Genomic DNA, 21,039 nt, shown 5'->3' with positions numbered 1-21,039 from the left:
CTAACAGGGTGAAAGGCGTATAATGATGAGGTAATTTTGTTTTTCCACTACTATATGGTAGAAAAACCGGAAAGGACCCCTGTCATGCTTGAAAAAACATTCTACAAGACGTTTCTAAGCCACACCTTTAACATCCCCGTCCGTGTCAACTATTGGGACGGATCCAGTGATGTCTATGGGACTGGCACTCCCGACATCACCATTACCTTCCACGAAGCCATTCCGATTAAGGAAATCTCCAGCAACGCCTCCATTGCGTTGGGAGAAGCGATCATGGACGGTAAGATTGAAGTCGACGGCAGCATCGAAGACCTGATTACTGCGGCCTACGAAAACACGGATTCCTTCTTCCACAACAAGAAGTTTATCCACTTCCTGCCAAAACAAAAGCACACGGTCAAAGAAAGTAAGTCCGACGTGCAAGACCATTACGATATTGGGAATAACTTTTACAAGTTATGGCTGGATGACACCATGACTTACTCCTGTGCCTACTTCGAATCACCCGATGATGATTTGTACACCGCACAGGTTAACAAAGTTCATCACATCATCAAGAAGCTGAACCCCCAACCGGGTAAAACCCTTCTCGATATTGGTTGTGGTTGGGGTACCCTGATGTTGACGGCAGCCAAGGAATACGGCCTGCACGTCACCGGGATTACGTTGAGCCAAGAACAATACGACTACGTGAATGCCCGCATTAAAGAAGATGGCCTCGAAGACGTTGCCGAAGTTCGGTTGGAAGACTACCGAGAATTAGGCAACGAAAAGTGGGACTACATCACCTCTGTTGGGATGTTCGAACACGTTGGTCAGGAAAACTTGGGCCAATACTTTGAATGTGTTCAAAAGTACCTGATGAACGACGGTGTCGCCTTAATCCACGGAATCACCCGGCAACAGGGTGGGGCCAACAATGGTTGGTTGAACAAGTGGATCTTCCCAGGTGGCTACGTGCCTGGCTTGATTGAAAACACCACCCACATCATCGAGAGTGGTTTGCAGATCGATGATATGGAACCTCTCCGTCGTCACTACCAAAAGACGGTGGAGATTTGGGACAAGAACTTCAACGAACACCGTGACGAAGTGGTCAAGATGTTTGACGAACGCTTTGTTCGGATGTGGGATCTTTATCTTCAGGCTTGCGCAGCATCATTCAAGTCTGGTAATATTGACGTGATTCAGTATTTGATCTCAAAGGGCCCTTCAGCCCGGATGTTACCAATGACGCGGGACTACATGTACGATGAGACCCACGATAAATCAAAAGTAACGGACTAATCAACTGGCCTAATGACCGCGGATCATTCGACCAACTTAAAAGCACCACCAACCTGGATTGATCACCGGGTTGGTGGTGCTTTTTTGATCCGAATTTTTATTTATCGTCTCGTTCCAATATCGCCAACGTTTCCAGCCAAGACTTAGTTTGAAAGTTATCAGCCTTCCAGGATTGATAGGCTTCGTCGGCGATTTGGATCGCGCTCCAATCCTCTAAGTTAGTCGAAACTACTTGTTTAATATAAGCTGACTTACTTATTCCGTGAGCCTGCGTATAGGCTGTGAGTAACTGGTCTGTCTCATCTTCAAATTTGATTGAAATTGGTTGTGTCATGAGAACCTCCTCTACTGCAGTCAAATCCTACTGCACTTCAACTTTGATGGCAACACTTCTGCCGGCCAAACTGACGAGCTTCTTAACCATTGTTCCTGATTTTCATCTCTGGTATCCCTGCCTGACAGAACGTGTTATAGTTGAGCCAGCTCAAGTAGTTTCAATTCAAAACTAATAACAATGATAATCATATTTTAAACTGATATTCTTGTAAACTGGATCAAAAAAGAGACCCAGCATGACTGCCAGACCTCATCTGATTTATTCGTTAAATTAATGTCAAAGGAACATCGACAGGAGGAATACCCCTGCCAGCCCGACAATGACGGAAACCGCCATTGACCGTGTTCGATAGGCAATGTAGATCACAATCACTGCCGCAATCATTAAGGGATAGTTGGTTAGAACCAACCCGTAGCTAGAGATATCAATGAAAATATCTTTAACCACTAGAGCCGTAAACAATGACACCGGCACAAACTTCATCCATTCGTTAAACCATTCAGGAATGGCCCGCTTGGTGAATAACATCAGCGGCACGAAACGTGGGACGAAGGCGACAACAAATCCCAAAATAATTAGCCAAAAATGTTGCGTACTGTTCCAGTTATTAACTGCATTCATAAAGTTCTCCCTGCATCCTAATTAGCGTCTGAATGTTCCACAGCTGACTTCTTGGAGCCTGGGCTATGCATCCGTCGCAACCAATGGCTGTTCGGCATCTTCTTTTGCAGAAGTTCTTCTAACCCGAAACCAATCAATGAAGCCACGATTGTCGCAATCACTAATCCTAGTGTACTCTTGGTCACAATCATGAAGAAGGCAGCCAATACCGCCGAGACGAGGCAGATTAAAACCGTCAAGTGACTCTTAAGTTGCATCACAATCATGTAGAGGAACAAGGACGTCAACGCGAAATGTACAACACTCAAATCAATCTTCAACGCGCTACCGATTAGACTCCCGATAACGTTACTGGTTGCCCAGAACAGCAACGAATAGTGTTCGACCGCCAGGGCCTCTCGCACCGTCCATTTCTTATCCGTGGCAAACTTTAAGTAATTAATCGCATAATTTTCATCGTTTAACGAAACCGCAAAAATAAAGAGAAAGCGGTTGGATTGGCCTTTTAAGTAAGGCGATAGACTTGAACTTAGGAGTGCATACCGAAGTTCCAAGAAAAACAGCATCAAAACAATTGAAAGTAATGGGGAATTAATAGTCAACATCGTGGCAATTAAAAATTGACCCCCACCAGAAAAGACCAGCAGTGAAACTAATCCAGTAAGGAATGTATTGAACCCTGCCGCGTGTAGCAAAATCCCACAAGCCAGCCCGATAGGTATGTAACTCAAGTTAAGGGGCATGGCTACCCGCAAAGTCGACCGCCACATGGGTTCTGTGGGGTCCGGCACCTGCTTGGGGTTTGGCCGTCGTTTATTCAAGAATGTCTGCCTCCGTCGAATACTCTGAGATATGAAGCACGTTAATGGATTTACCACTTACGCGTAAAACCACACGATGATATTTTAACATGTTTCAGCCCATTTTCATATAACATCTCTGATATTTATCAAGGGTTATCCCTAATCTAGCTAGGATCTATGAAACGTTTGTGAAGTTACCCAGGAAGTTTTCATAACTTTCATTACTTTTTAATCTGTCGTCGTGAAATGACGACCGTAAACTTCCAGGTCAGCGGTAAATCCTGGCATTTCGGCAATTTCAGGCAAGTGGCCCCACTGCTCGTAACCGGCCTTTTCAAAGAGCTTTCGGCTAGCTTGGTTGTGTCCGAAAATCCGAGCAATCACCGTCGTCAGTCCCAGCTTAGGTGCTTGCTGGGCAATCCAATCAACGGCCTGTGAGCCGATGTGCTGGCCCTGTTGGTCACTGGCCAGGTAGAGAGCCGCCTCGGCCACGTGGCGGTAGCCAGCGCGGTCGCTATAGGGCTCTAAGCCGACGAATCCAGCCACCCGGCCCTCGTTTTCAATCATCCACAGTGGAAAACGCAGTGGATTAAAGCTCGTGAACCAATCCTCACGTTGTGCCACTGTTACCGGCTGCACATCCGCCGTACTCTGCTTGGTCGCCACCGCTTCATTATAAATGGCCACAATCAATGATAAGTCGGCGCGTTTAGCCTGCCGAAATTGGATACTCATTCTAAAGTCCCCTTTTCTCATACCCCTTTATTATACGCAAAAAGCGACGCGAAACCAGCGGTCTCACGTCGCTTCTCAGCGAGTCGTTATTAAGAATGACTATTTGTATTTGGGTCTTCGACCTCTTGGAGTTTTTGGTTATCGTCCAATTGGGAAACGCCCATTAAGTGCTTCTTTTGAAGCCACCACATCGTTGGCCAGAGTAAGGCAATCGCCCCTACTGTGAACAACAGGAGGACCCAAGTTGCCAAGCCAACCATACCAGACATCCCTGAGGTAATGGCCTCACGGAAACCTAGGATAGAGTAAGTCATTGGCAAGAATGGGTGCACAACGTTGTAGAAGTGGTTCGTGACTTCCATTGGGAACGTCCCACCGGAACCCCCGAGTTGTAGCATCAGGAGCACCATGGCGATGAACCGTCCAGGGTTGTCCAGGAGCATCGACAGGAACATAACAATGAACATCGACGCCTCCGCGAACAAGACGGAAATCAGAATCATCTGCATTGGGTGATCAACGGATAAGCCAGCGAGCATCATCAGTGATGGTTCGATGACCCCCATTGCTAACCCTTCAACCGCACCAATTGACAGCTTGCTCAGGTACCAACCTGAAGCGGAACCGCCAGCCATGGAGACCTTCCGAATTGGGAAGGCAAAGTTGAAGACCAAGGCCCCAACATATAACGCCACGGAAAGCACGTAAGGTGCTAAGGCATGCCCATAGTTAGGCACGTAACTGTAGCTTTCGTGCTTCAAATGAGTTGGTGCCGCAAACATATCGGCCGTCTTGCTGGTCAATGGTTGTGCGTTAATTTGGTCGGCCCCTGACTTCAGAGACTTAGCCAAAGTACCGGTACCCTTGTTGAGCTTCTTGGTTCCTTGCATCAACTTGTTACTGTTGGCATCCAGCTTAGCAGACCCATCAGCCAGTTGGTTAACCCCACTAGTCAACGTAGGAATCTTACCGTTTAAGGTTGATAATCCACTGCTGAGTTGGCTAGCCCCACTGTTTAGTTGTGCAGAGTTACCGTTCAATTGAGAAACCCCACTAGCAACTTGGCCAATACCAGAGTTGAGTGATGCCGTCCCACTTGTGAGTTCAGAACCCTTCTTAGCTAACGTGTTGCTCCCGTCTAATAATTGGGAAACACCGGAAGTTAAGGCTGGAATGTTGGAGTTAAGCGTGTTTAAACCAGTCGTTAACTGCTTAGAACCACCCAAGGCTGAGTTGACACCCGCCGTGTAAGTGTCTAAACCAGTTGATAACTGCTTAGCACCAGTGACCAATTGACCCAAGCTGTCTGAAGCCGTACCTAATTGAGAAATCAATCCGGCCTTTGCTTGGAGTGTCGTTAATGCACTGCCTAAGTCTTGAATATCCTGGGCAGAGAATGCTGACGCATCCGCCAGTAATGGCGTTACTTTTGGTAAGAGCGCCTGTACCGTTGCCAGTTCTCCTAATTTTGTTGAAACGCTTGTCAAAGTAGTATTTAACGTTACAACGCTATCAATCAAAGCATTTACTTTAGAGACATAATCAGAATCGTCTGAAGATGTCGCCTTACTTGCTTTTACAAGTGATGCTGCTGTATCGGACTTCGCCGTTGCAGTTTTGACATCATTTGCCGCCTTCGAAATATCACCACTCGTTGCTCCACTTGAACCAATAACAGTCTTTAATGAATCTGCAGCCGCATCGGCAGCATCGGCAGCATCCTTGGCATTTTGTACCTCAGTACTGTTATCCGTAGTTGAACCTGTAGTACCCGTGGTAGCTGGTTGAGCTTGCTTAACTGCTGCAATTTGTAGGGCAATACCATCTTGTGCAGTCTTCAATTGTGTTTGAGTACCTGCAATGTCAAAGTCTTGAACCTCTTCTAGCGAAGCAAGCAAGGCTTTCGACTGTTCAGAAGTCATACCAACTAGACCTGACGCACTTAAATCGTTCAGAAGACTGCTTAAGGCAGCTAGCTTTGTCGGATCCTTCGTCATCGTTGAAAGTGTCGTCAAACTAGGCCCTAATTGATTCAAGAGCGTCTGCATTTGAGTCAATCCATCAGCGATCTGAGAAGATCCACTAGTCAATTGACTAGAGTTAGCATCCAGCTTCTTCAGTCCCTTAGTCAGCGAGTTACTCCCAGTCTTCAACTGCGTAACCCCACTGGCCAAAGGTCCAACCTTGCTGCTCATTTGACCTAAACCACTGTTGAGCTTGTAGACACCGTCAACGTAGCTATAAGTCCCACTGTTCAGCTTAGAAGCCCCAGCCTGTAAGGTTGGCATGTTGCTGTTTAACTTCGAGACCCCAGCCGTATATTGGCTGAGTCCAGAAGCTAACGTCGCAGAACCCGTGCTTAACTGTTGAATCCCGGTAGCCAATGGCGTCACGGAAGTCTTCATTTGTTGCAGACCATTGTTCAACGTCTTAACCCCGGTGGTGTAAGTGTTTAACCCATCGGTCAACGTAACCGTCCCGTCCTTCAATTGGGCGGAACCCTTAGCGGCCTTCTTCATCCCTTGACCCACGGTATAGATCTGCTTGAACGTCGCCTGTGCGTAAGCCTTAGTGACCTTGGCACGGATCTGACTGTCCAGCTTATCCGAACCAACTTCACTCATAACTTGCGCGATGTAGTTAGCGGAACCGTTGGTCTTGTACGTGAAGGTCATCTTCTTGGGGTGCTTATCTAACGCCGTAGCGGCGTTAGACGAGAAGTTCTTGGGCAGGGTGATCACCGTGTAGTACTTGTGGTGCTTCAACCCGTCTGCGGCGGTCTTCGCCGACACGAACTTCCAACCCAATTGCTTGTTCTTCTTTAAATTCGTTACCGTCTGATCCCCAACATTTAACTTCTGTCCTTGGTAGGTGACAGGCTTGTCTTGGTTAACAACCGCAACAGGTAGCTCGCCGGTTTCACCGTACGGGTCCCACACTGACTTTAGAAAGAAGATACAGTAGAGGAACGGAATGAACATAATGGCCAACACGGAAATCAGAATTAACCGGTTGTGCCGAATGTAATCCCATTCGCCTTTAATCATCTTCACGAGTTTCAACTCCCTTTTCCTTTAAAATTCCTCAAAATAATGGCTAATTATTATAGAACATAGTCGCACAATAATACTTGACTTGTCAAAAAAGCAACAGGCCATCGACAATCCCTTAGATCGGTGTCATCCCTTGTCACCACTGACTTTCAGGGTTAATTCGGTCGACTAAAGAAAATGTTTCACAGAACCGACTCATCAGACTTTAACCTTAAAAAGTCTGTAATATCGGGATCTATCCACCTTCGTTTACTGAAAGCTTACGCCTGATTTGGCCCTAATGAAAGCCTTTTTTCATTCAATTTGCCGCAATATTCGGCGATCCCTAACCCGAAAAAATCGCCCATCCCCGTAGGGATCGGCGATAAAACTTATCTCAGGATTAGCTGGGGTTAAAACAGTGAAACAATTGACCGCCACATGCGGACAAAGATATTGGCCTTTTCAACGGCTTGGGTCACCTTCAGTGGCACCTTGGTCGTCTTGGTGTTACCCAAGAAGCCTAATTGGTCGCCCTTCATGGAAACATTAGCGGTCCCAATCGTGGCATTCTTCTTGACTGGGGCTTCCAGCGCCTTATTTTTTTCCAACTTAGCCTTTAACTGTGGCTTAGCGGAAACGTTGCTGGCAACCTGGTCGTTGCGGATCCAGAGCTTAACGTTTTGACCCAAGACCGTCTTGGCTGACTTTTCCTTAGCGTCGTTGGTCTTGATGCTCTTGGCACCCTTGATCTGGTCGCCGGCCTGGTAACTGACCGTCTTGAAGTTATTGTAAACGTAAGACATCATCTTCTGCGTCTGTTGGAAACGCGCAGGGTCGGTTTCGGACTTGTGGGAGGCGTGGAGCACCACCGTCACGATCCGGTTACCCTCATTATCGGAAGTCCCGGTAAAGTTGGCCCCGCCGGCATCGGACGTCCCCGTCTTCAACCCATCAACGTGAAGCTTGCTGTAAGACGCGGTGAGCCCCTTCAACATCCAGTTCCAGTTGTCCATCTTCGTAGCATCTTGAGTGCCCTTCTCAAACCACATTTTTTCAATCTTAGTCGTTTGGAGAACTTCGGGGTACTTGTTCAGTAAGGCCACGGCCAACTTAGCCTGGTCGGCAGCGGACCATTCGTTTTCGGCAGTCCCCGCCACGTTTGAGTAGCCCAGGTTGCCGACCTGCTTGTTGGTTAACCCACAGGCATTGTAAATCTTGACGTTGGTCATGCCGAGCTTCTTGGCCTGCGCCTTCATCTGGGTAACAAAGGCGTGTGGTGAACCGGCAACGGCACTCCCGAGGGCTTCAACGGCCCCGTTAGCCGAGTAAATTAAGGAAGCTTGGTACAACGACTTGACCGTGTAGCTGTGACCGGCCCGCAGAGGCACGTTGGATAAGTTGGTATCCTTGGCCACCTTGGCGACGTCCTTGCTGACGGTGATCTTTTGGTCCCACTTTAACTTGCCACTGTGGACCGCCTGGAGCACCAGGTAAATCGACAACAGCTTGGTCATTGAGGCCACTGGTAACGCCTTGTCACTGTTCTTGTCATATAAAATCTGACCCGTCTTGGCGTCGACCGCAATCCCGGCCTTTGCCTGCAGATTCACCGTGCTGGTCGCACTGGTTGCCGCTTGCGCCACAACCGGTGCACTGGCACCCAAACCACTTAACCCACCGGTAACCAGCGTCACCGCTGTCACCAGTCCAATCAAAACTTGCCGTAACTGTTTCTTCATGAGATTTAAAACTCCTCTTATCTTATGTAGTGTCGGCATTGCCGACGCTGATGCTATTTTGTCTTTTCTGCTGTGCGCAACCGTTCTGGAATGGCCAACGGGTGGTCATGCTTAACGGGTAAGTGAATCACGAAGCTAGTTAGCTGGTCATCCGACTCCACGTAAATGTAGCCCCCGTGAAGCGCCACAATACTCTGGGCAATGGCCAGACCCAACCCCGTTCCGCCGGTCTCCTTGGAACGCGACTCCTCGACGCGGTAGAACCGCTCGAAGATGAGTGCCAGAGATTCCTTAGGAATTTTCGGTCCGTCGTTGGTGACGCGGACTTCTAATTCGTCGGGCGAGACTTGTTTGGCAATCAAATTAATCTCGCTACCGCCATTCCCATATTTCAGGGCATTGGACACCAGGTTATTGAAGACCCGTACCAATTTCTCGGGGTCGGCCTCCATCATCAGGCTAGCCGGTGTGCTCGACGCCCCCACCGTCATGGCCTTCTTCTGCCCTTCCAGCTCGAAACTGGCGGCCAGTTGTTCCAACATGGCGGCTAAATCAATCTTGGTAATACTGAGCGGCGTATCGGTCTGCCTGACCTTGGTGTACTCAAAGAGGTCATCCACCAGAGATTTCATCTGTTTAGACTTCAAAAACGCCGTGTGCGTGTACTTGAGTAGGTCTTCCTCACTGTGATACTGCTGGTCCTCGATGAGCCCCAGATAGCCGATAATCGACGTTAACGGCGTCCGGATATCGTGGCTCACGTTGGTAATCAGTTCATCTTTGGACTTCTCAATCGCCCGTTCCTCATTCATCGAGCTGATCACGGAATCCACCAAGGCGTTCACGGAATCCACGACGCGTTGAACGTCGCCGCTCACGCGAAAGGGAATCCGGTGGTCAAAGTGACCGTTGGCAATGTAATGGAGCTCGCCAATGATGTGGCGCAACTGCATTTGCCGATAACGCCGAATCAGGCGCCACCAAACAACCAGCGCGTCCGCAATCAACATCAACCCGATGAATAGGTTTTCCCAACTCCATAACTGAAAGTTGTTGGGGCCAAACATCACGGAACGTTTAATAATGAAGATCCCGTCTCGCAGACCTGGATTACTCTCGATGGCCTGGATGATCAGCACCAGCAGCGCCAGGTTCAGCATCAACAGGAGAATCACGGTGACGACACCTTCCATGAAGAGCGCACTCTTCTCCCGGGTGGTTAGCTTCATGGTCTAGCCTCCCCGTGTCCCGATAAACGGTAATTTTTAAACTGTAACATGGTCATCCTCGATCTTCTTGTTAGTGTGACTCGATCTTGTAGCCAACACCCCAAACGGTTTGAATGACCTTCTCACCGTTGGTGGCATCCTCAATCTTATCGCGCAAGTGGCTCACGTGCACCATGACGGTTTTGGCCGACACGATACTCTCTTGACGCCAAACGCGTTCGAAAATTTCATCGGCTGAGAAGACCCGGTTCGGGTGACTGGCCAACAGGTACAAGATCCCAAATTCAAGCGCAGTCAGTGAAATTGTCTTACCGGCAATCGTCTTGACTTCGTGAGAATCCTTGTTAATCGTCAACGTCCCGATATCCAAGATATCTGGTGCGTCATCGGTCACTTGGTCTTGGCTCCGCCGCAACAGTGATTTCACTCGGGCCATGACTTCTAAGGGGTTAAATGGCTTGGTGACGTAATCATCCGCCCCAGTGATTAACCCTTGAATCTTGTCCATGTCGCCGGTCTTAGCCGAAAGGATCAGAATTGGAATCTGCGAGTCCTTCCGAACTTCCTTAACGACTTCAATCCCACTCATTTCGGGCATCATGATATCCAGAATCATCAAGGCGATGTCTGGCGTCGTGTGGAGCTTGGTCAACGCTTCCTTCCCGTTGTATGCGGTCAGAGGTTCGTAGCCTTCATTTTTAATGTAAATTTCGAGTAATTGTGCAATTTCTTTATCATCATCGACAACTAAAATTTTCATATCCGGTTTATTCTCCTTTAACAGCTAGGTTAGGTCACTAGCGGTCTTCCCCCCAGGGGTGCTTTATCTCTATTCTAGCAAATTTCTCCTGCGAGGCGACGTCAAAACCCGAACCTTTAGTCGGGCGTAAGGCACTTAACCATTCCTTAATCTTACACTATTTACTGGCCCGCCGCCAACCTGTTGTTTAAGCCCTCGATAAGTCTTTTCAAGCTAGTGGCCCGCAGGGACGCTTAGAATCTCCCAAAGCCAAAAGGGTGCCTCTAGCTCTTCAAATCGGCAACGTTTGACGATGACCCCGCAACCTCCCGGCTGACAGGGACTGGAACGGGGTGGGCACGACTTGAAGCCTTTCAAAGCCCAAAGGGGACCTCTAGCTCTTCAAATTGGCAACGTTAGTCGATGACCCCGCAGCCTCCCAGCTGACAGGGACTGGAACGGGGTGGGCATGACTTGAAGCCTTTCAAAAATCGAAAGTCTACAAGCTCGGCCTTAGTCTAAGCCGGGAAGGCCACCCGACCAAGACTAACGACACACCTGAGCCCTGTCAGCCGGAAGGTTGCTCGACACGGATCGTTATGGGAACTCTGGTGGTCTGGCTTCAAAGTCTTAAGTTGCCCTGTCCAAGTATCCTTGATATTACCCCATCCCCGGAAATACCAATTCCCCAACAATATAACGAAATTGCCTAATCAACTCACAAAAATAGATTTATGAATTCCGATCTCCAGACCAGCTTAGCCTTCAAAGACTAGTTCTAGCCCCAGGTGGCCAAGGGTGTAGTCCCGTGTCGAGGCTGTTTGGTCGGTGGGCTTCCGGCCTTACAGCCTGGGACGACTTTAAGACTCACGCTTTTGGTGAGGCTTAAAGCGAGGGTGAAGACCGCCTTTCAGGCTTCACCCGTGCCCCACAGGACGGAACCCTTGGCCACCTGCGGCGGCCCAATCTCCATCTAAAAGAAAAAGGAACCAGCTTCAAAAGCCAGTTCCAGTAAAACAAGTTATTTGTAGTTAGGTGCTGCCTTGGTAATTTGAACATCGTGTGGGTGAGATTCGATCAACCCGGCGTTGGAAATCCGAACGAACTGCGCGTTGTCAATCAAGCCCTGGATATTAGCACTACCGGTGTAGCCCATCCCAGAACGGAGGCCACCGACCATTTGGAAGATGATATCGTTGACGCTCCCTTTGTATTCAACTCGGGCTTCGATACCTTCGGGAACCAATTTGTTAGCTTCGTTGACGCCGCCTTGGAAGTAGCGGTCGGCGGAACCATGGGACATTGAAGCCAGACTACCCATCCCGCGGTAGGTCTTGTACTTCTTACCATTGTCTTCGATGACGTCGCCAGGGGCTTCGTCAGTTCCGGAGAACATGGACCCAAACATGACGGCATTCCCACCAGCGGCGAGGGCCTTGACGATATCGCCAGAGTACTTCATCCCACCGTCGGCAATGATTGGCTTGCCGAATTCACGGGCAACCGAAGCGGCATCGTAAATGGCAGTAATTTGAGGAACCCCCACACCGGCAACGACCCGCGTCGTACAGATGGAACCAGGACCGATACCGACTTTAACCACATCAACACCGGCTTCGAACAAGGCCCGGGTACCTTCACCCGTGGCCACGTTTCCGGCAATCAACGTGGCGTCTGGCAATTGCTTACGGATTTCCGCAACCTTGCGCAACACACCGGCTGAGTGGCCGTGCGCCGTGTCAATGATGATGGCATCGGCACCGGCATTCAACAGCGCCGTGGCGCGGTCAAAGGTATCAGACGTTACCCCAACGGCTGCGGCAACCAACAAGTGATTGTTGGCGTCGACGGCAGCATTAGGATGCTTAGTGGCATCATTTTCGATGGCTTTCACGTCAGCTACCATCTTGGCTTGGTCCGTAGCACTCATGTTCTTGTGGATGACCCCGAGGCCCCCATTTTGAGCCATGGCCGTGGCCATCTTGGTCTCGGTGACCGTATCCATCGAGGCACTTAGAAACGGAACGTTCAACTTTAGATTTGGCGCTAATTGGACACTTAGATCGACTTCATTCGGCAATACATGACTTTCTGCGGGTATTAACAAAACATCATCAAACGTGATTCCTTCTTTAGCAAACTTCGTGTCCCAATTAGACATAGTTGATATCGCTCCTCTTTAATTTAGTCTCAGGCTCGGTTAGGAATCCTGGGAGATATTGTTTCTAAATTTACCAGTCTAGGCCACTCAGGTCAAGGACTCTCATTGAACTATCATAGTTCTCTTTGCGTCCCTTGTTAAATGCCTACCGGCGTTTGAACAGCCAATAGGTTTCGTTCACCCCTTCAAAGATCTGGGAGTGCTGGGCCACGGGCCGGTATCGTTTGAGGAGCATCTTGGACATCTTGGCCGTGCCGGGATTCAGATCACCACTGCTGATCCGTCCGGCCACCCCGGACCACTGCTTAACGTTTCTGCCCGCTGGCGTGTTTAGAACCACCCACTCGACGTCCTGATCTTTAATGACCGCCTGTTGCGACGCCAAAATCTGGGGTGCCGCACTCTGTGGGATGTTGTAATTCTGGAAGTAGTAGGTGTTTGGCACCGCCCCGGATGCCGTGTAGAAACCCATGTCGATCGATCCGTAATTCAACAATGTCAGCTTGGTATTGGCCGGTGTCTCCGTGCGCATCAGGCGACCGAAGACCACCTGCGCGGGCTGTTGCGGTCGCGTGGTTTCGGCTTCGGTAATCGCCGAGTTATTTGGGAACACCTTGGAGTTCGTCACGTTGTTATTGACCCCCAGCACCAGTAGAAGGCTAAAGACCAACGTCGCCAGAATCGGAAATGGCGCATCCCCCGTCGGCAGTGGCACCCGTTTGAACGCCCACTGGCACAGGTAAACGAACGGCAGAATGAAGAACGCAAAATAAATCAATTGATAATACTGATAAACGGCGTTGGCCTGGTAGCCATAGAGGGCAAACAGATCGGCACCTAAATTGGTTAACAGGTAAGTCCCTCGCATGAACGGATCGTGGAAGATGGCCGGTTGAAACATGACGACCAGTGTCCCGATAATTCCCAAACCAAAGAAGATCACGTTACTCAGATAGAATTGCGAAACCAGTGTCGTGGACTGAACCAGATTGGCAAAGAAGGCCACCGATGAGGTCAGGTAGACGTGGGTATTGAATAGCACGTAAACGTTGATGAACGCGCCCAGTGACCCAGTCGCCAGAAAGTAGACCAGCCAAGGCAACGTGGTGGCAAGAAACCCAATCGCACTCCATGCCACTAGCTTGCCCAGTTCACGCCACCGCTTGGTGACCACGAGCCGCCCCATTAACAGGAGGTAGAAGACGATCCACGCCCCCAGTAGCGTGTACTTCGATAGCAGTACGACCCCAACAATGGCTCCCTGTGCGGCATAGCCACCCCGGCTCCCATTGAGCTGGTTCCGGTCGAGCTTGACCATAAAGTAAACCAATGAGATGAGCAGTGGCAATGTAAAGAATTCCACCGTATCCCCGTAATCATAGTAGGGGTGGTACAGCAATAAACTCGGTACCAGAATCCCCGTCAATAGGGCTGGCAGCGCCGGCGTTCCCAATAAAATTGCCAACCGGTAGACCAGAAACATCGCGGCCACCAGCGTGATAATTTCGACAATAAAGATCAACAAGAAGCTCCGTGACGAGACCAGATACGCCAACCCATGCAACAGGTAAACGTAGGGGCCCTTCTGTTCGAAAATGTCCTTGTAGGGCACGATGCCGTGCATCATGGCCTTCCCCACCGTGAAGAAGGCATTATTGTCGGGTGACGTGTCGAAGTAAAAGGCCGGTGAAGTGTAGGAACAGAAGGTCATGATGAAGGCCCCAATCACCGTAAACAGCCCCAGCACCTGCAGATTACGCTCGTGAAGTTTGTCTCTGAACCACTTAATCATGAGTCCTCTCCCCTATCTCTTCTCTGTTGCGATGCCACAGCGAAATATCAAATAATGCTAGTGTTAAACGATATTTTGGCGGAAAGCCTCGCCTTCCGGGAGGTTCCCTAGGCGCTGGAACGTAGTGGACACGGTTTTGAGCCAAAGAACGTCTCAAAAGCCGGTCTTCTCGTAAGCCGAGTGAGAAACCTCGGCCAACGAGAACGACACCACTGAGCATGTACGGAACCTCCCTCCAGGCCTAATACTAGCCACTCCAGTAACGAGGAGGGGCTGGCAACACTCCAAATAGTCCCGTTTTTCCCGTCAAGTAATTATCGGGATCAAGGTTGTCGGCAGTGATCAATTGACGGGTAGGTGCGCATCGTCAGAAGGGCAGAGGCCATGACGTTATTTACAACGTTATTAATATTGGAGTCGGCAACCACCACTACAACTTTTTAACAGCTCGCGCCACACCACGGCGGCAACGGTCATCCCCAATCTTTTGTCGCCAGTCGCACGCAATAAACTTGATGACCAATCTCAGCCGGAGGGCGTCAGCTAGGGGGCTCAGTGGTGTCGTTGTTGTTAGCGGGATGCCCTTCCCCGGTTACAACAAGGCCGAACTTGTAGACTTTCGCCCTTTGAAAGGCTTCAAGTCGTGCCCACCACGTTCCAGCCCCCTAGCTGACGCCCGTGAGGCGCGGCCTTAAACGCCCTTAACCATCATCAAAACTACATGGACTTAGGGCGTAGAGATCAAAAGAAGAGACCGTAGCCGACACCACGGTCTCTCCAAACACAGGAGGTAGTTTTCCGGTCTCAATCCCCGTCGCCACCCTCCTGTGGCGTGCGCCCGATGACTCGGGCACAACGGGTGTCTTCAGGTTACCGCCAAACCACACCCGGCCAACGATTGACCCAAGCGTCTAGCTCAGCTTAACGGCTCCCTCGGACCACTCGACTAAATACCCCGCGTCACGATCTTATTTGTAAAGAACGTAACGAACAGTGTATGGACGATAGCCCTTTTCGTGGACAGTGAAGGTGAAGTACTTGCCACCCTTGCGGAGTTCGCGTGCTTCACGCTTCGAGAGTTTGATTTCAAAACGGCCACTGCGACGAATTCTGAAATGTTCAATCTCGCGTCCTTCACGGTTGCGAAGAATCACTTCAGAACCCTTCTCGCCCTTTTTAAATCTGATAATGCGGTCGCCATCATAGTAGTGATCGTGACCCCGCATCTTTGCGTCGGCCCGCATGATCTTTTCCTTAGCCACACGTCGACGAACCACAACACGTGGATGGTGAATCCAAGTCCGAATCACAACACTGGTTGATCCAGCATCACTGGACCCCGCGTCCGTCACTCCGGATTCACTAGCACTCGACCCCATTGCTGGAGCAACGTTGCTAGCCGCACTGGCAGCACCGCTACCACTGCCACTATCTGCGTCCGCACTGCTACCGTCGGCATTCGCGGTTGTCGCAATCGCTCCTGCGGCACCTAAAGTCGCAACCAATCCTAAGACATACCCCATGATTTTCCTCATAATAAATCCTCCCCACGAAATGAAGTTATCAGAGTGGTCATTTGCTTGGCTACTCGAGTGCATAATAGGGCCAAATGGATTCGGCAACAAGGGCATTTTTTAGCCACTTTATCCCAAAATAAAATCAGCGGGTAACGCTGCTAAACGGGCAATTTGCGCCCCTTGGTAATGATTTTGCTAGCTCATTATTTGATGAAATTTAAGGCTGATTCTGTCACTCCCAGTCATTGCCATGCTGGATCCAAGGCATAGGCCGGAGGTCGGTTCTGGAGACGCTCAGTGGTGTCGTTATCGTTAGTCGAGGGTCCTCACTCGGCTTACGATAAGGCCGTTCGGGGAGACTTCCCGACGGGCCCACCACGTTCCACCGTCTCCAGAACCGACCGGAGGCGCCGCCCACAAGATCCAGCATGAAAATAAAAATGCCATCCCCGAAAGGACGGCATTTCAAATTCAAACTTAAGTTTAGCCCAGTAACCCGCCGCGAATGTTGTAACGACGACGCATCCAGAGCATGATGGCAATTGACATCAGACCCAGAGCGATACTTGGCTTTGGTTGGAGAACTGGGTTGATCACTGGTGGTAGGAGTTGGGCTGAGAAGAACAGCACCATCCACACAACGAAGACCAGGACAACCAGTAAGGTCCGCATCCAGCCATTGTAACGGTGCTTGATCTTCGGATCGAAGACCCGTGGCATCACTGGCAACGCGAAGCCGGCAACCAGGGCACTGACCGTAATGGCCGTAATCCCAACGGGTTGACTCGTCGTCATCATCTTTGGTGAGAAGAAGTAAATGAACCCAAACATCAGGTTAAAGATCATGAAGAACGTCAAGGCGTTGTAGATCATGTTTGGCCAGTAGTCGGGACCTCCAAAGAAGGAGGTTGGCTTCTGTGGACCCTCGACCACGAGCTTTACCCGCGCGTCGATATCCCCATAAGTATTCTTACCGGTCTTCCCAGACTTTTGGCCTTCGATCAACTCGTTAACCATGGCTTGCACGGCCTCGGACTTGCGTTCTGGGGTCAACTTGGTCTTTTCCAAGGCCTTGTTGAAGCGGTACATGTATTCGGCGTTACGCTTGGTCAACCCGAGGTTGTCAAACGCTGCCCGTTCGTTGACCGCAACATTGTTACGGTTCTGACGAACGCCCGCATTACGCGGAGTTTGCTTGTTATCACTCATCTAATCTCTGTTCCCTTCTAAACGTTGAACCGGAATTCGACGATGTCGCCGTCTTCCATCACGTAGTCTTTCCCTTCGACCCGCAGCTTACCGGCTTCCTTGACGGCAGCTTCGGTTTCGAGCTTATCCAAATCATCAAATGCCATGACTTCGGCGCGGATAAAGCCACGTTCAAAGTCAGAGTGAATGATTCCGGCTGCTTGAGGGGCCTTAGTGCCGCTTCTGTACGTCCAGGCACGGGTTTCCTTACCACCAGCTGTAAAGAACGTTTCCAGGCCTAAGAGGTGATATGAGGCCCGAATTAAGCGATTCAATCCGGGTTCTTCCACACCCTCGGCTTCGAGGAAATCCTGCTTTTCGTCATCGTCCAATTGGGCGATTTCTTCTTCAGCTTCGGCAGCAACGGCAATGGCTTCGGCGCCTTCCTTGGCGGCGTAGTCCTTGATCACACCGAAGTACTTGGAATCTTCGGGATCGGCCATGTCGTCTTCGGCAATGTTAGCCACGTAGAGAACGGGCTTCGAGGTTAACAGGAAGAGACCCTTCACAATCTTGGTTTCTTCCTCATCAAAGTCAATCGTCCGCACGGCGCCACCGGCTTCGAGCACCGGTTGGATCTTTTGTAGAACGGCCAATTCAGCCTTGGCTTCCTTGTCGCTCCCCTTAGCCGCACGTTCAACCTTGGCTAACCGCTTGTTAACGGCGTCCAGGTCAGACAGACCTAATTCCAAGTTGATCGTTTCGATATCATCGATCGGGTCGATCTTCCCGGAAACGTGGGTGATGTTGTCGTCGTCAAAGGCGCGGACAACGTGAACGATGGCGTCCACTTGGCGAATATTTTCCAGGAACTTGTTCCCCAGACCTTCACCCTTGCTGGCACCCTTGACGATCCCGGCGATGTCGGTAAATTCAAACGTCGTTGGGACGACCTTCTTGGCTGGAATCAATTCTTGAATCCGGTCCAAGCGCTTATCAGGGACTTCCACCATCCCCACGTTCGGATCGATCGTAGCGAAGGGGTAATTAGCCATTTCGGCCCCAGCCTTGGTAATCGCGTTAAATAAAGTTGACTTCCCGACGTTCGGCAGGCCAACGATTCCTGCAGTTAATGACATAGCAATTATTCACTCTTTCCATTCTCGGCGTCGGCTTTGCGAACCAATACCTTTTTTAATTTCTTTTCAAATTCACGCCGCGATAACATCACCACGTGACCGCAATTGGTGCACTTGATCTTAATATCCGCGCCCATTCGGGTAATCTCCCAGCGGTTGGTGCCGCATGGGTGGGGCTTCTTCATTTCTACCAAATCACCTAAATCGTACATGGTCATGCCTCCCATGAGTTAGTCTTGGTGGATATTCAGCAGGTCTAAGATGCGGTTCAGATCATCATTGGAAAGGTAGTCAATCTCAATCTTCCCTTGTTGGTCCTTGCCGGTCGTCTCGTTAATCGTGACCTGCGTGCCAAAGTGTTCCTGGAGTTGATTCTCCGTAGAACGTAGGAATGGCGACTTCTTCTTGGCGGGTTTCTTGGCGAGCTTCTTAGCTGCACCATTCAGCTTGCCAACTTCGGCCTCCAAGGCCCGCACGGTCATCCCCTCACTCACGGCGCGCTTAGCTAACGCCACGAGCTTGGTCTTATCCTTCAAGGATAACAGCGTCCGGGCTTGTCCCATGGACAGATCGTTCTTCTGTAACATGTCCTTCACGGCCTTAGGCAGTCCCAATAACCGCAAGTAGTTGGCGATGTATGGCCGACTCTTACCGAGACGTTCGGAAACCTGGGCCTGCGTCAAGGTGAGCTTGGTCATCAACGTATCGTAGGCTTCGGCTTCTTCCAATGGGGTTAAATCCTCGCGTTGGAGGTTTTCCAACACGGCGATCTCCATCATTTGTTCCTCGGTCACGTCACGGATAATCCCCGGAATCGTGGTCTTCCCAGCCAAATTAGACGCCCGGAAGCGCCGTTCACCGGCCAGAATCTCGTAACGGTTGACCCGTTTGTCCGGTTGCCGAACGATGATTGGTTGGAAGACCCCGGTCTTTTCGATCGAGGCGGCCAGATCGTCTAAGCCCTTCTTGTCGAACTTCTGGCGGGGTTGGTATGGGTTAGGTCGAATGTCGGCCAACGTCAGATCAACCACCGTTTCTTCGCCGGCGTCGACGCCATTTTCGGCAAATAATGCGTCAATTCCGCGACCTAAACTTTTCTCTTTCTTACTTGCCATGGGCTGCTAGCACTTCCTTTGCGAGTTCAGTGTATACTTCGGCACCTTTCGATTTTGGCGCATAATCAATGATTGGCATCCCATGACTCGGTGCCTCCGCTAACTGGACGTTACGCGGAATAATTGTGGCGTAAACCTTGTTTTGGAAATACTTTTTAACTTCTTCGTTAACCTGTTTCCCGAGATTGGTCCGGGCGTCGTAAAGAGTTAATAAGACCCCTTCGATCTTCAGGTCGCGGTTAAAGTGCTTTTGCACCAACTTCACCGTATTTAACAGTTGGGTCAGTCCTTCCAACGCGTAGTACTCGCTTTGAACCGGAATCAAAATGGAGTTCGCCGCGGTAAAGGCGTTGATCGTCAAAAGCCCTAACGAAGGGGGACAGTCGATGAGGATGTAGTCATACTCGTCTTTAATCTCATCGAGGGCCGCCTTCAACCGGGTTTCCCGTGCCATCATTGGCGTTAATTCAATTTCCGCACCGGAAAGCTGGATGGTTGCGGGCACGATATCCAGTCCCTCATGTTCCGTATGGATAATGGCGTCTTGAATCGGCGTCTCATTTACCAAGACGTCGTAGACTTCGCGTTCAATGGTTGCCTTTTGAATGCCGACCCCACTGGTCGCATTCCCTTGGGCATCGGTATCCACCAGGAGGACGTGTTGGCCGGCCGAAGCCAGCGCTGCGCCCAGGTTAACCCCGGTGGTGGTCTTGCCTACGCCACCCTTTTGATTGGCTAATGCGATGATATAGCCCATATGTCGTTCACCTCTAGCTTTCTTTTGGAATGTCAATGATGATGCGGTAACCGTCTGGTGTTTCTTCTTCCTTGGTCGTCAGCGTCATGCCGGCGTCCTTGACCATCTTCACCGAGTGACGAATCGTGTTGACCGCCACACGGGTGTCCTTGGAGACACTGTGCTTGGTCACCTTACGCCGCCGTTTGGGCTGTTTGCGTTTGGTAATCAAGGCCTCGGTCTCCTTGACCGTCAACTTGTCGGCAATGATCTGCGCCAACAGCTCGACCTGTCCGGCATCGTCCAAGGCCAGTAAGGCTCGGCCGTGTCGTTCGGTGATCTGGCGATTCAAGATGGCCTCACGCACGGGTTCGGCCAGCTTCAGGAGTCGCAGCTTGTTGGCCACAAACCCCTGACTCTTACCGATACCCTCGGCCAACTGCGACTGCGTCATGTGATTGAGCGCCATCAACTGTTGGTAGGCGTGGGCCTCTTCAATGGCGGAAAGTTCCTCGCGTTGGAGGTTTTCAATCAGCGCCATGGACGCCGTCTCGTCGTCACTCATCTCTTCGACGATGGCGGGCACGGTCTCCCATTTCAGTTGGTTAATCGCTCTGAACCGCCGTTCACCGGCGATGATCTCGTAATGGTCAGCCTCAAATTGGCGAATCACAATGGGCTGTAAGAGTCCATGTTCCTCGATCGTTTGGGCTAACTCGGTAATCGCGGTGGCGTCGAACCGTTGCCGCGGTTGAAACCGGTTGGGAATGATTTGGGCAACCGGGATCATTACCACGTTTTGTTTCACGGGATGCGTCGGCTGAACCGCCTTCTCCCGATTATTTCCAAATAATGAAAATGGCAAT

At 50.4% G+C, this 21,039-nt stretch carries 18 protein-coding genes; 1 reads left to right on the top strand and 17 read right to left on the bottom strand.

The genetic code is table 11. From position 1 onward, the window contains the following. Positions 1 to 84 precede the first annotated feature (84 nt). On the top strand, positions 85 to 1,287 hold the full coding sequence (locus OCU14_RS07775; protein WP_261810527.1) for an SAM-dependent methyltransferase: 1,203 nt from the start codon (positions 85 to 87) through the stop codon (positions 1,285 to 1,287). A 97-nt stretch (positions 1,288 to 1,384) separates the two neighbouring features. On the opposite strand, the gene OCU14_RS07770 is transcribed toward OCU14_RS07775, so the two are convergent. The 17 genes from OCU14_RS07770 to noc all read right to left on the bottom strand — a co-directional run bounded on the left by OCU14_RS07770 (position 1,385) and on the right by noc (position 21,038). After that, positions 1,385 to 1,621, bottom strand: coding sequence for a DUF6290 family protein (locus OCU14_RS07770; RefSeq protein ID WP_261810526.1), 237 nt, complete (start codon positions 1,619 to 1,621; stop codon positions 1,385 to 1,387). A gap of 279 nt (positions 1,622 to 1,900) precedes the next feature. Continuing rightward, positions 1,901 to 2,245 (bottom strand): AzlD domain-containing protein, encoded by a 345-nt coding sequence (locus OCU14_RS07765; protein WP_261810525.1) that lies wholly within the window; start codon positions 2,243 to 2,245, stop codon positions 1,901 to 1,903. 17 nt (positions 2,246 to 2,262) lie between these two features. Next, positions 2,263 to 3,015, bottom strand: a complete 753-nt coding sequence (locus OCU14_RS07760; protein ID WP_261810534.1) for an AzlC family ABC transporter permease — start codon at positions 3,013 to 3,015, stop codon at positions 2,263 to 2,265. Between the two features lie 261 nt (positions 3,016 to 3,276). Continuing rightward, positions 3,277 to 3,783, bottom strand: a complete 507-nt coding sequence (locus OCU14_RS07755; RefSeq protein ID WP_261810524.1) for a GNAT family N-acetyltransferase — start codon at positions 3,781 to 3,783, stop codon at positions 3,277 to 3,279. 89 nt (positions 3,784 to 3,872) lie between these two features. Beyond that, positions 3,873 to 6,830, bottom strand: coding sequence for a YhgE/Pip domain-containing protein (locus OCU14_RS07750; protein WP_261810533.1), 2,958 nt, complete (start codon positions 6,828 to 6,830; stop codon positions 3,873 to 3,875). Between the two features lie 398 nt (positions 6,831 to 7,228). Further along, positions 7,229 to 8,557, bottom strand: a complete 1,329-nt coding sequence (locus OCU14_RS07745; RefSeq protein ID WP_261810523.1) for a D-alanyl-D-alanine carboxypeptidase family protein — start codon at positions 8,555 to 8,557, stop codon at positions 7,229 to 7,231. A gap of 53 nt (positions 8,558 to 8,610) precedes the next feature. Beyond that, on the bottom strand, positions 8,611 to 9,786 hold the full coding sequence (locus OCU14_RS07740; RefSeq protein ID WP_261810522.1) for a sensor histidine kinase: 1,176 nt from the start codon (positions 9,784 to 9,786) through the stop codon (positions 8,611 to 8,613). 70 nt (positions 9,787 to 9,856) lie between these two features. Continuing rightward, positions 9,857 to 10,546: a response regulator transcription factor CroR gene (gene croR / locus OCU14_RS07735; RefSeq protein WP_125547110.1), complete on the bottom strand. Its 690-nt coding sequence runs from the start codon at positions 10,544 to 10,546 to the stop codon at positions 9,857 to 9,859. Positions 10,547 to 11,546: 1,000 nt separating this feature from the next. Beyond that, the gene (guaB, locus tag OCU14_RS07730) at positions 11,547 to 12,686 is read right to left on the bottom strand and encodes an IMP dehydrogenase (protein WP_261810521.1); all 1,140 of its coding nucleotides are present in this window, start codon (positions 12,684 to 12,686) and stop codon (positions 11,547 to 11,549) included. 145 nt (positions 12,687 to 12,831) lie between these two features. After that, on the bottom strand, positions 12,832 to 14,478 hold the full coding sequence (locus OCU14_RS07725) for a glycosyltransferase family protein (RefSeq protein ID WP_261810520.1): 1,647 nt from the start codon (positions 14,476 to 14,478) through the stop codon (positions 12,832 to 12,834). Between the two features lie 968 nt (positions 14,479 to 15,446). Further along, on the bottom strand, positions 15,447 to 16,013 hold the full coding sequence (locus tag OCU14_RS07720; RefSeq protein WP_261810519.1) for a hypothetical protein: 567 nt from the start codon (positions 16,011 to 16,013) through the stop codon (positions 15,447 to 15,449). Positions 16,014 to 16,478: 465 nt separating this feature from the next. Continuing rightward, positions 16,479 to 17,204, bottom strand: a complete 726-nt coding sequence (locus tag OCU14_RS07715) for a DUF1129 family protein (protein WP_261810518.1) — start codon at positions 17,202 to 17,204, stop codon at positions 16,479 to 16,481. Between the two features lie 17 nt (positions 17,205 to 17,221). Continuing rightward, positions 17,222 to 18,322 (bottom strand): redox-regulated ATPase YchF, encoded by a 1,101-nt coding sequence (gene ychF, locus OCU14_RS07710; protein WP_261810517.1) that lies wholly within the window; start codon positions 18,320 to 18,322, stop codon positions 17,222 to 17,224. A 5-nt stretch (positions 18,323 to 18,327) separates the two neighbouring features. After that, positions 18,328 to 18,534 (bottom strand): DUF951 domain-containing protein, encoded by a 207-nt coding sequence (locus OCU14_RS07705; protein ID WP_057877410.1) that lies wholly within the window; start codon positions 18,532 to 18,534, stop codon positions 18,328 to 18,330. Positions 18,535 to 18,552: 18 nt separating this feature from the next. Further along, positions 18,553 to 19,437, bottom strand: a complete 885-nt coding sequence (locus OCU14_RS07700; RefSeq protein ID WP_261810516.1) for a ParB/RepB/Spo0J family partition protein — start codon at positions 19,435 to 19,437, stop codon at positions 18,553 to 18,555. Next, positions 19,427 to 20,194, bottom strand: a complete 768-nt coding sequence (locus OCU14_RS07695) for a ParA family protein (protein WP_261810515.1) — start codon at positions 20,192 to 20,194, stop codon at positions 19,427 to 19,429. The genes OCU14_RS07700 and OCU14_RS07695 overlap by 11 nt, the downstream gene beginning before the upstream one ends. Positions 20,195 to 20,207: 13 nt before the next feature. After that, the gene (gene noc / locus OCU14_RS07690) at positions 20,208 to 21,038 is read right to left on the bottom strand and encodes a nucleoid occlusion protein (RefSeq protein WP_373875082.1); all 831 of its coding nucleotides are present in this window, start codon (positions 21,036 to 21,038) and stop codon (positions 20,208 to 20,210) included. Between the last annotated feature and the right edge of the window lies 1 nt (position 21,039).

Source organism: Levilactobacillus humaensis (assembly GCF_024345185.1).
In the GTDB taxonomy this organism is placed as follows: Bacteria; Bacillota; Bacilli; order Lactobacillales; family Lactobacillaceae; genus Levilactobacillus; species Levilactobacillus humaensis.
This window is presented reverse-complemented; position numbering and strand designations above follow the sequence as displayed.

Coding starts and splice junctions, on each gene's coding strand:
- OCU14_RS07765 (WP_261810525.1), bottom strand. CDS start 2,245: ATGAATGCAGTTAATAACTGGAACAGTACGCAACATTTTTGGCTAATT.
- OCU14_RS07695 (WP_261810515.1), bottom strand. CDS start 20,194: ATGGGCTATATCATCGCATTAGCCAATCAAAAGGGTGGCGTAGGCAAG.
- OCU14_RS07760 (WP_261810534.1), bottom strand. CDS start 3,015: ATGTGGCGGTCGACTTTGCGGGTAGCCATGCCCCTTAACTTGAGTTAC.
- croR (WP_125547110.1), bottom strand. CDS start 10,546: ATGAAAATTTTAGTTGTCGATGATGATAAAGAAATTGCACAATTACTC.
- OCU14_RS07750 (WP_261810533.1), bottom strand. CDS start 6,830: ATGATTAAAGGCGAATGGGATTACATTCGGCACAACCGGTTAATTCTG.
- OCU14_RS07725 (WP_261810520.1), bottom strand. CDS start 14,478: ATGATTAAGTGGTTCAGAGACAAACTTCACGAGCGTAATCTGCAGGTG.
- OCU14_RS07770 (WP_261810526.1), bottom strand. CDS start 1,621: ATGACACAACCAATTTCAATCAAATTTGAAGATGAGACAGACCAGTTA.
- OCU14_RS07700 (WP_261810516.1), bottom strand. CDS start 19,437: ATGGCAAGTAAGAAAGAGAAAAGTTTAGGTCGCGGAATTGACGCATTA.
- OCU14_RS07775 (WP_261810527.1), top strand. CDS start 85: ATGCTTGAAAAAACATTCTACAAGACGTTTCTAAGCCACACCTTTAAC.
- OCU14_RS07705 (WP_057877410.1), bottom strand. CDS start 18,534: ATGTACGATTTAGGTGATTTGGTAGAAATGAAGAAGCCCCACCCATGC.
- guaB (WP_261810521.1), bottom strand. CDS start 12,686: ATGTCTAATTGGGACACGAAGTTTGCTAAAGAAGGAATCACGTTTGAT.
- OCU14_RS07740 (WP_261810522.1), bottom strand. CDS start 9,786: ATGAAGCTAACCACCCGGGAGAAGAGTGCGCTCTTCATGGAAGGTGTC.
- OCU14_RS07715 (WP_261810518.1), bottom strand. CDS start 17,204: ATGAGTGATAACAAGCAAACTCCGCGTAATGCGGGCGTTCGTCAGAAC.
- OCU14_RS07755 (WP_261810524.1), bottom strand. CDS start 3,783: ATGAGTATCCAATTTCGGCAGGCTAAACGCGCCGACTTATCATTGATT.
- OCU14_RS07720 (WP_261810519.1), bottom strand. CDS start 16,013: ATGAGGAAAATCATGGGGTATGTCTTAGGATTGGTTGCGACTTTAGGT.
- ychF (WP_261810517.1), bottom strand. CDS start 18,322: ATGTCATTAACTGCAGGAATCGTTGGCCTGCCGAACGTCGGGAAGTCA.
- OCU14_RS07745 (WP_261810523.1), bottom strand. CDS start 8,557: ATGAAGAAACAGTTACGGCAAGTTTTGATTGGACTGGTGACAGCGGTG.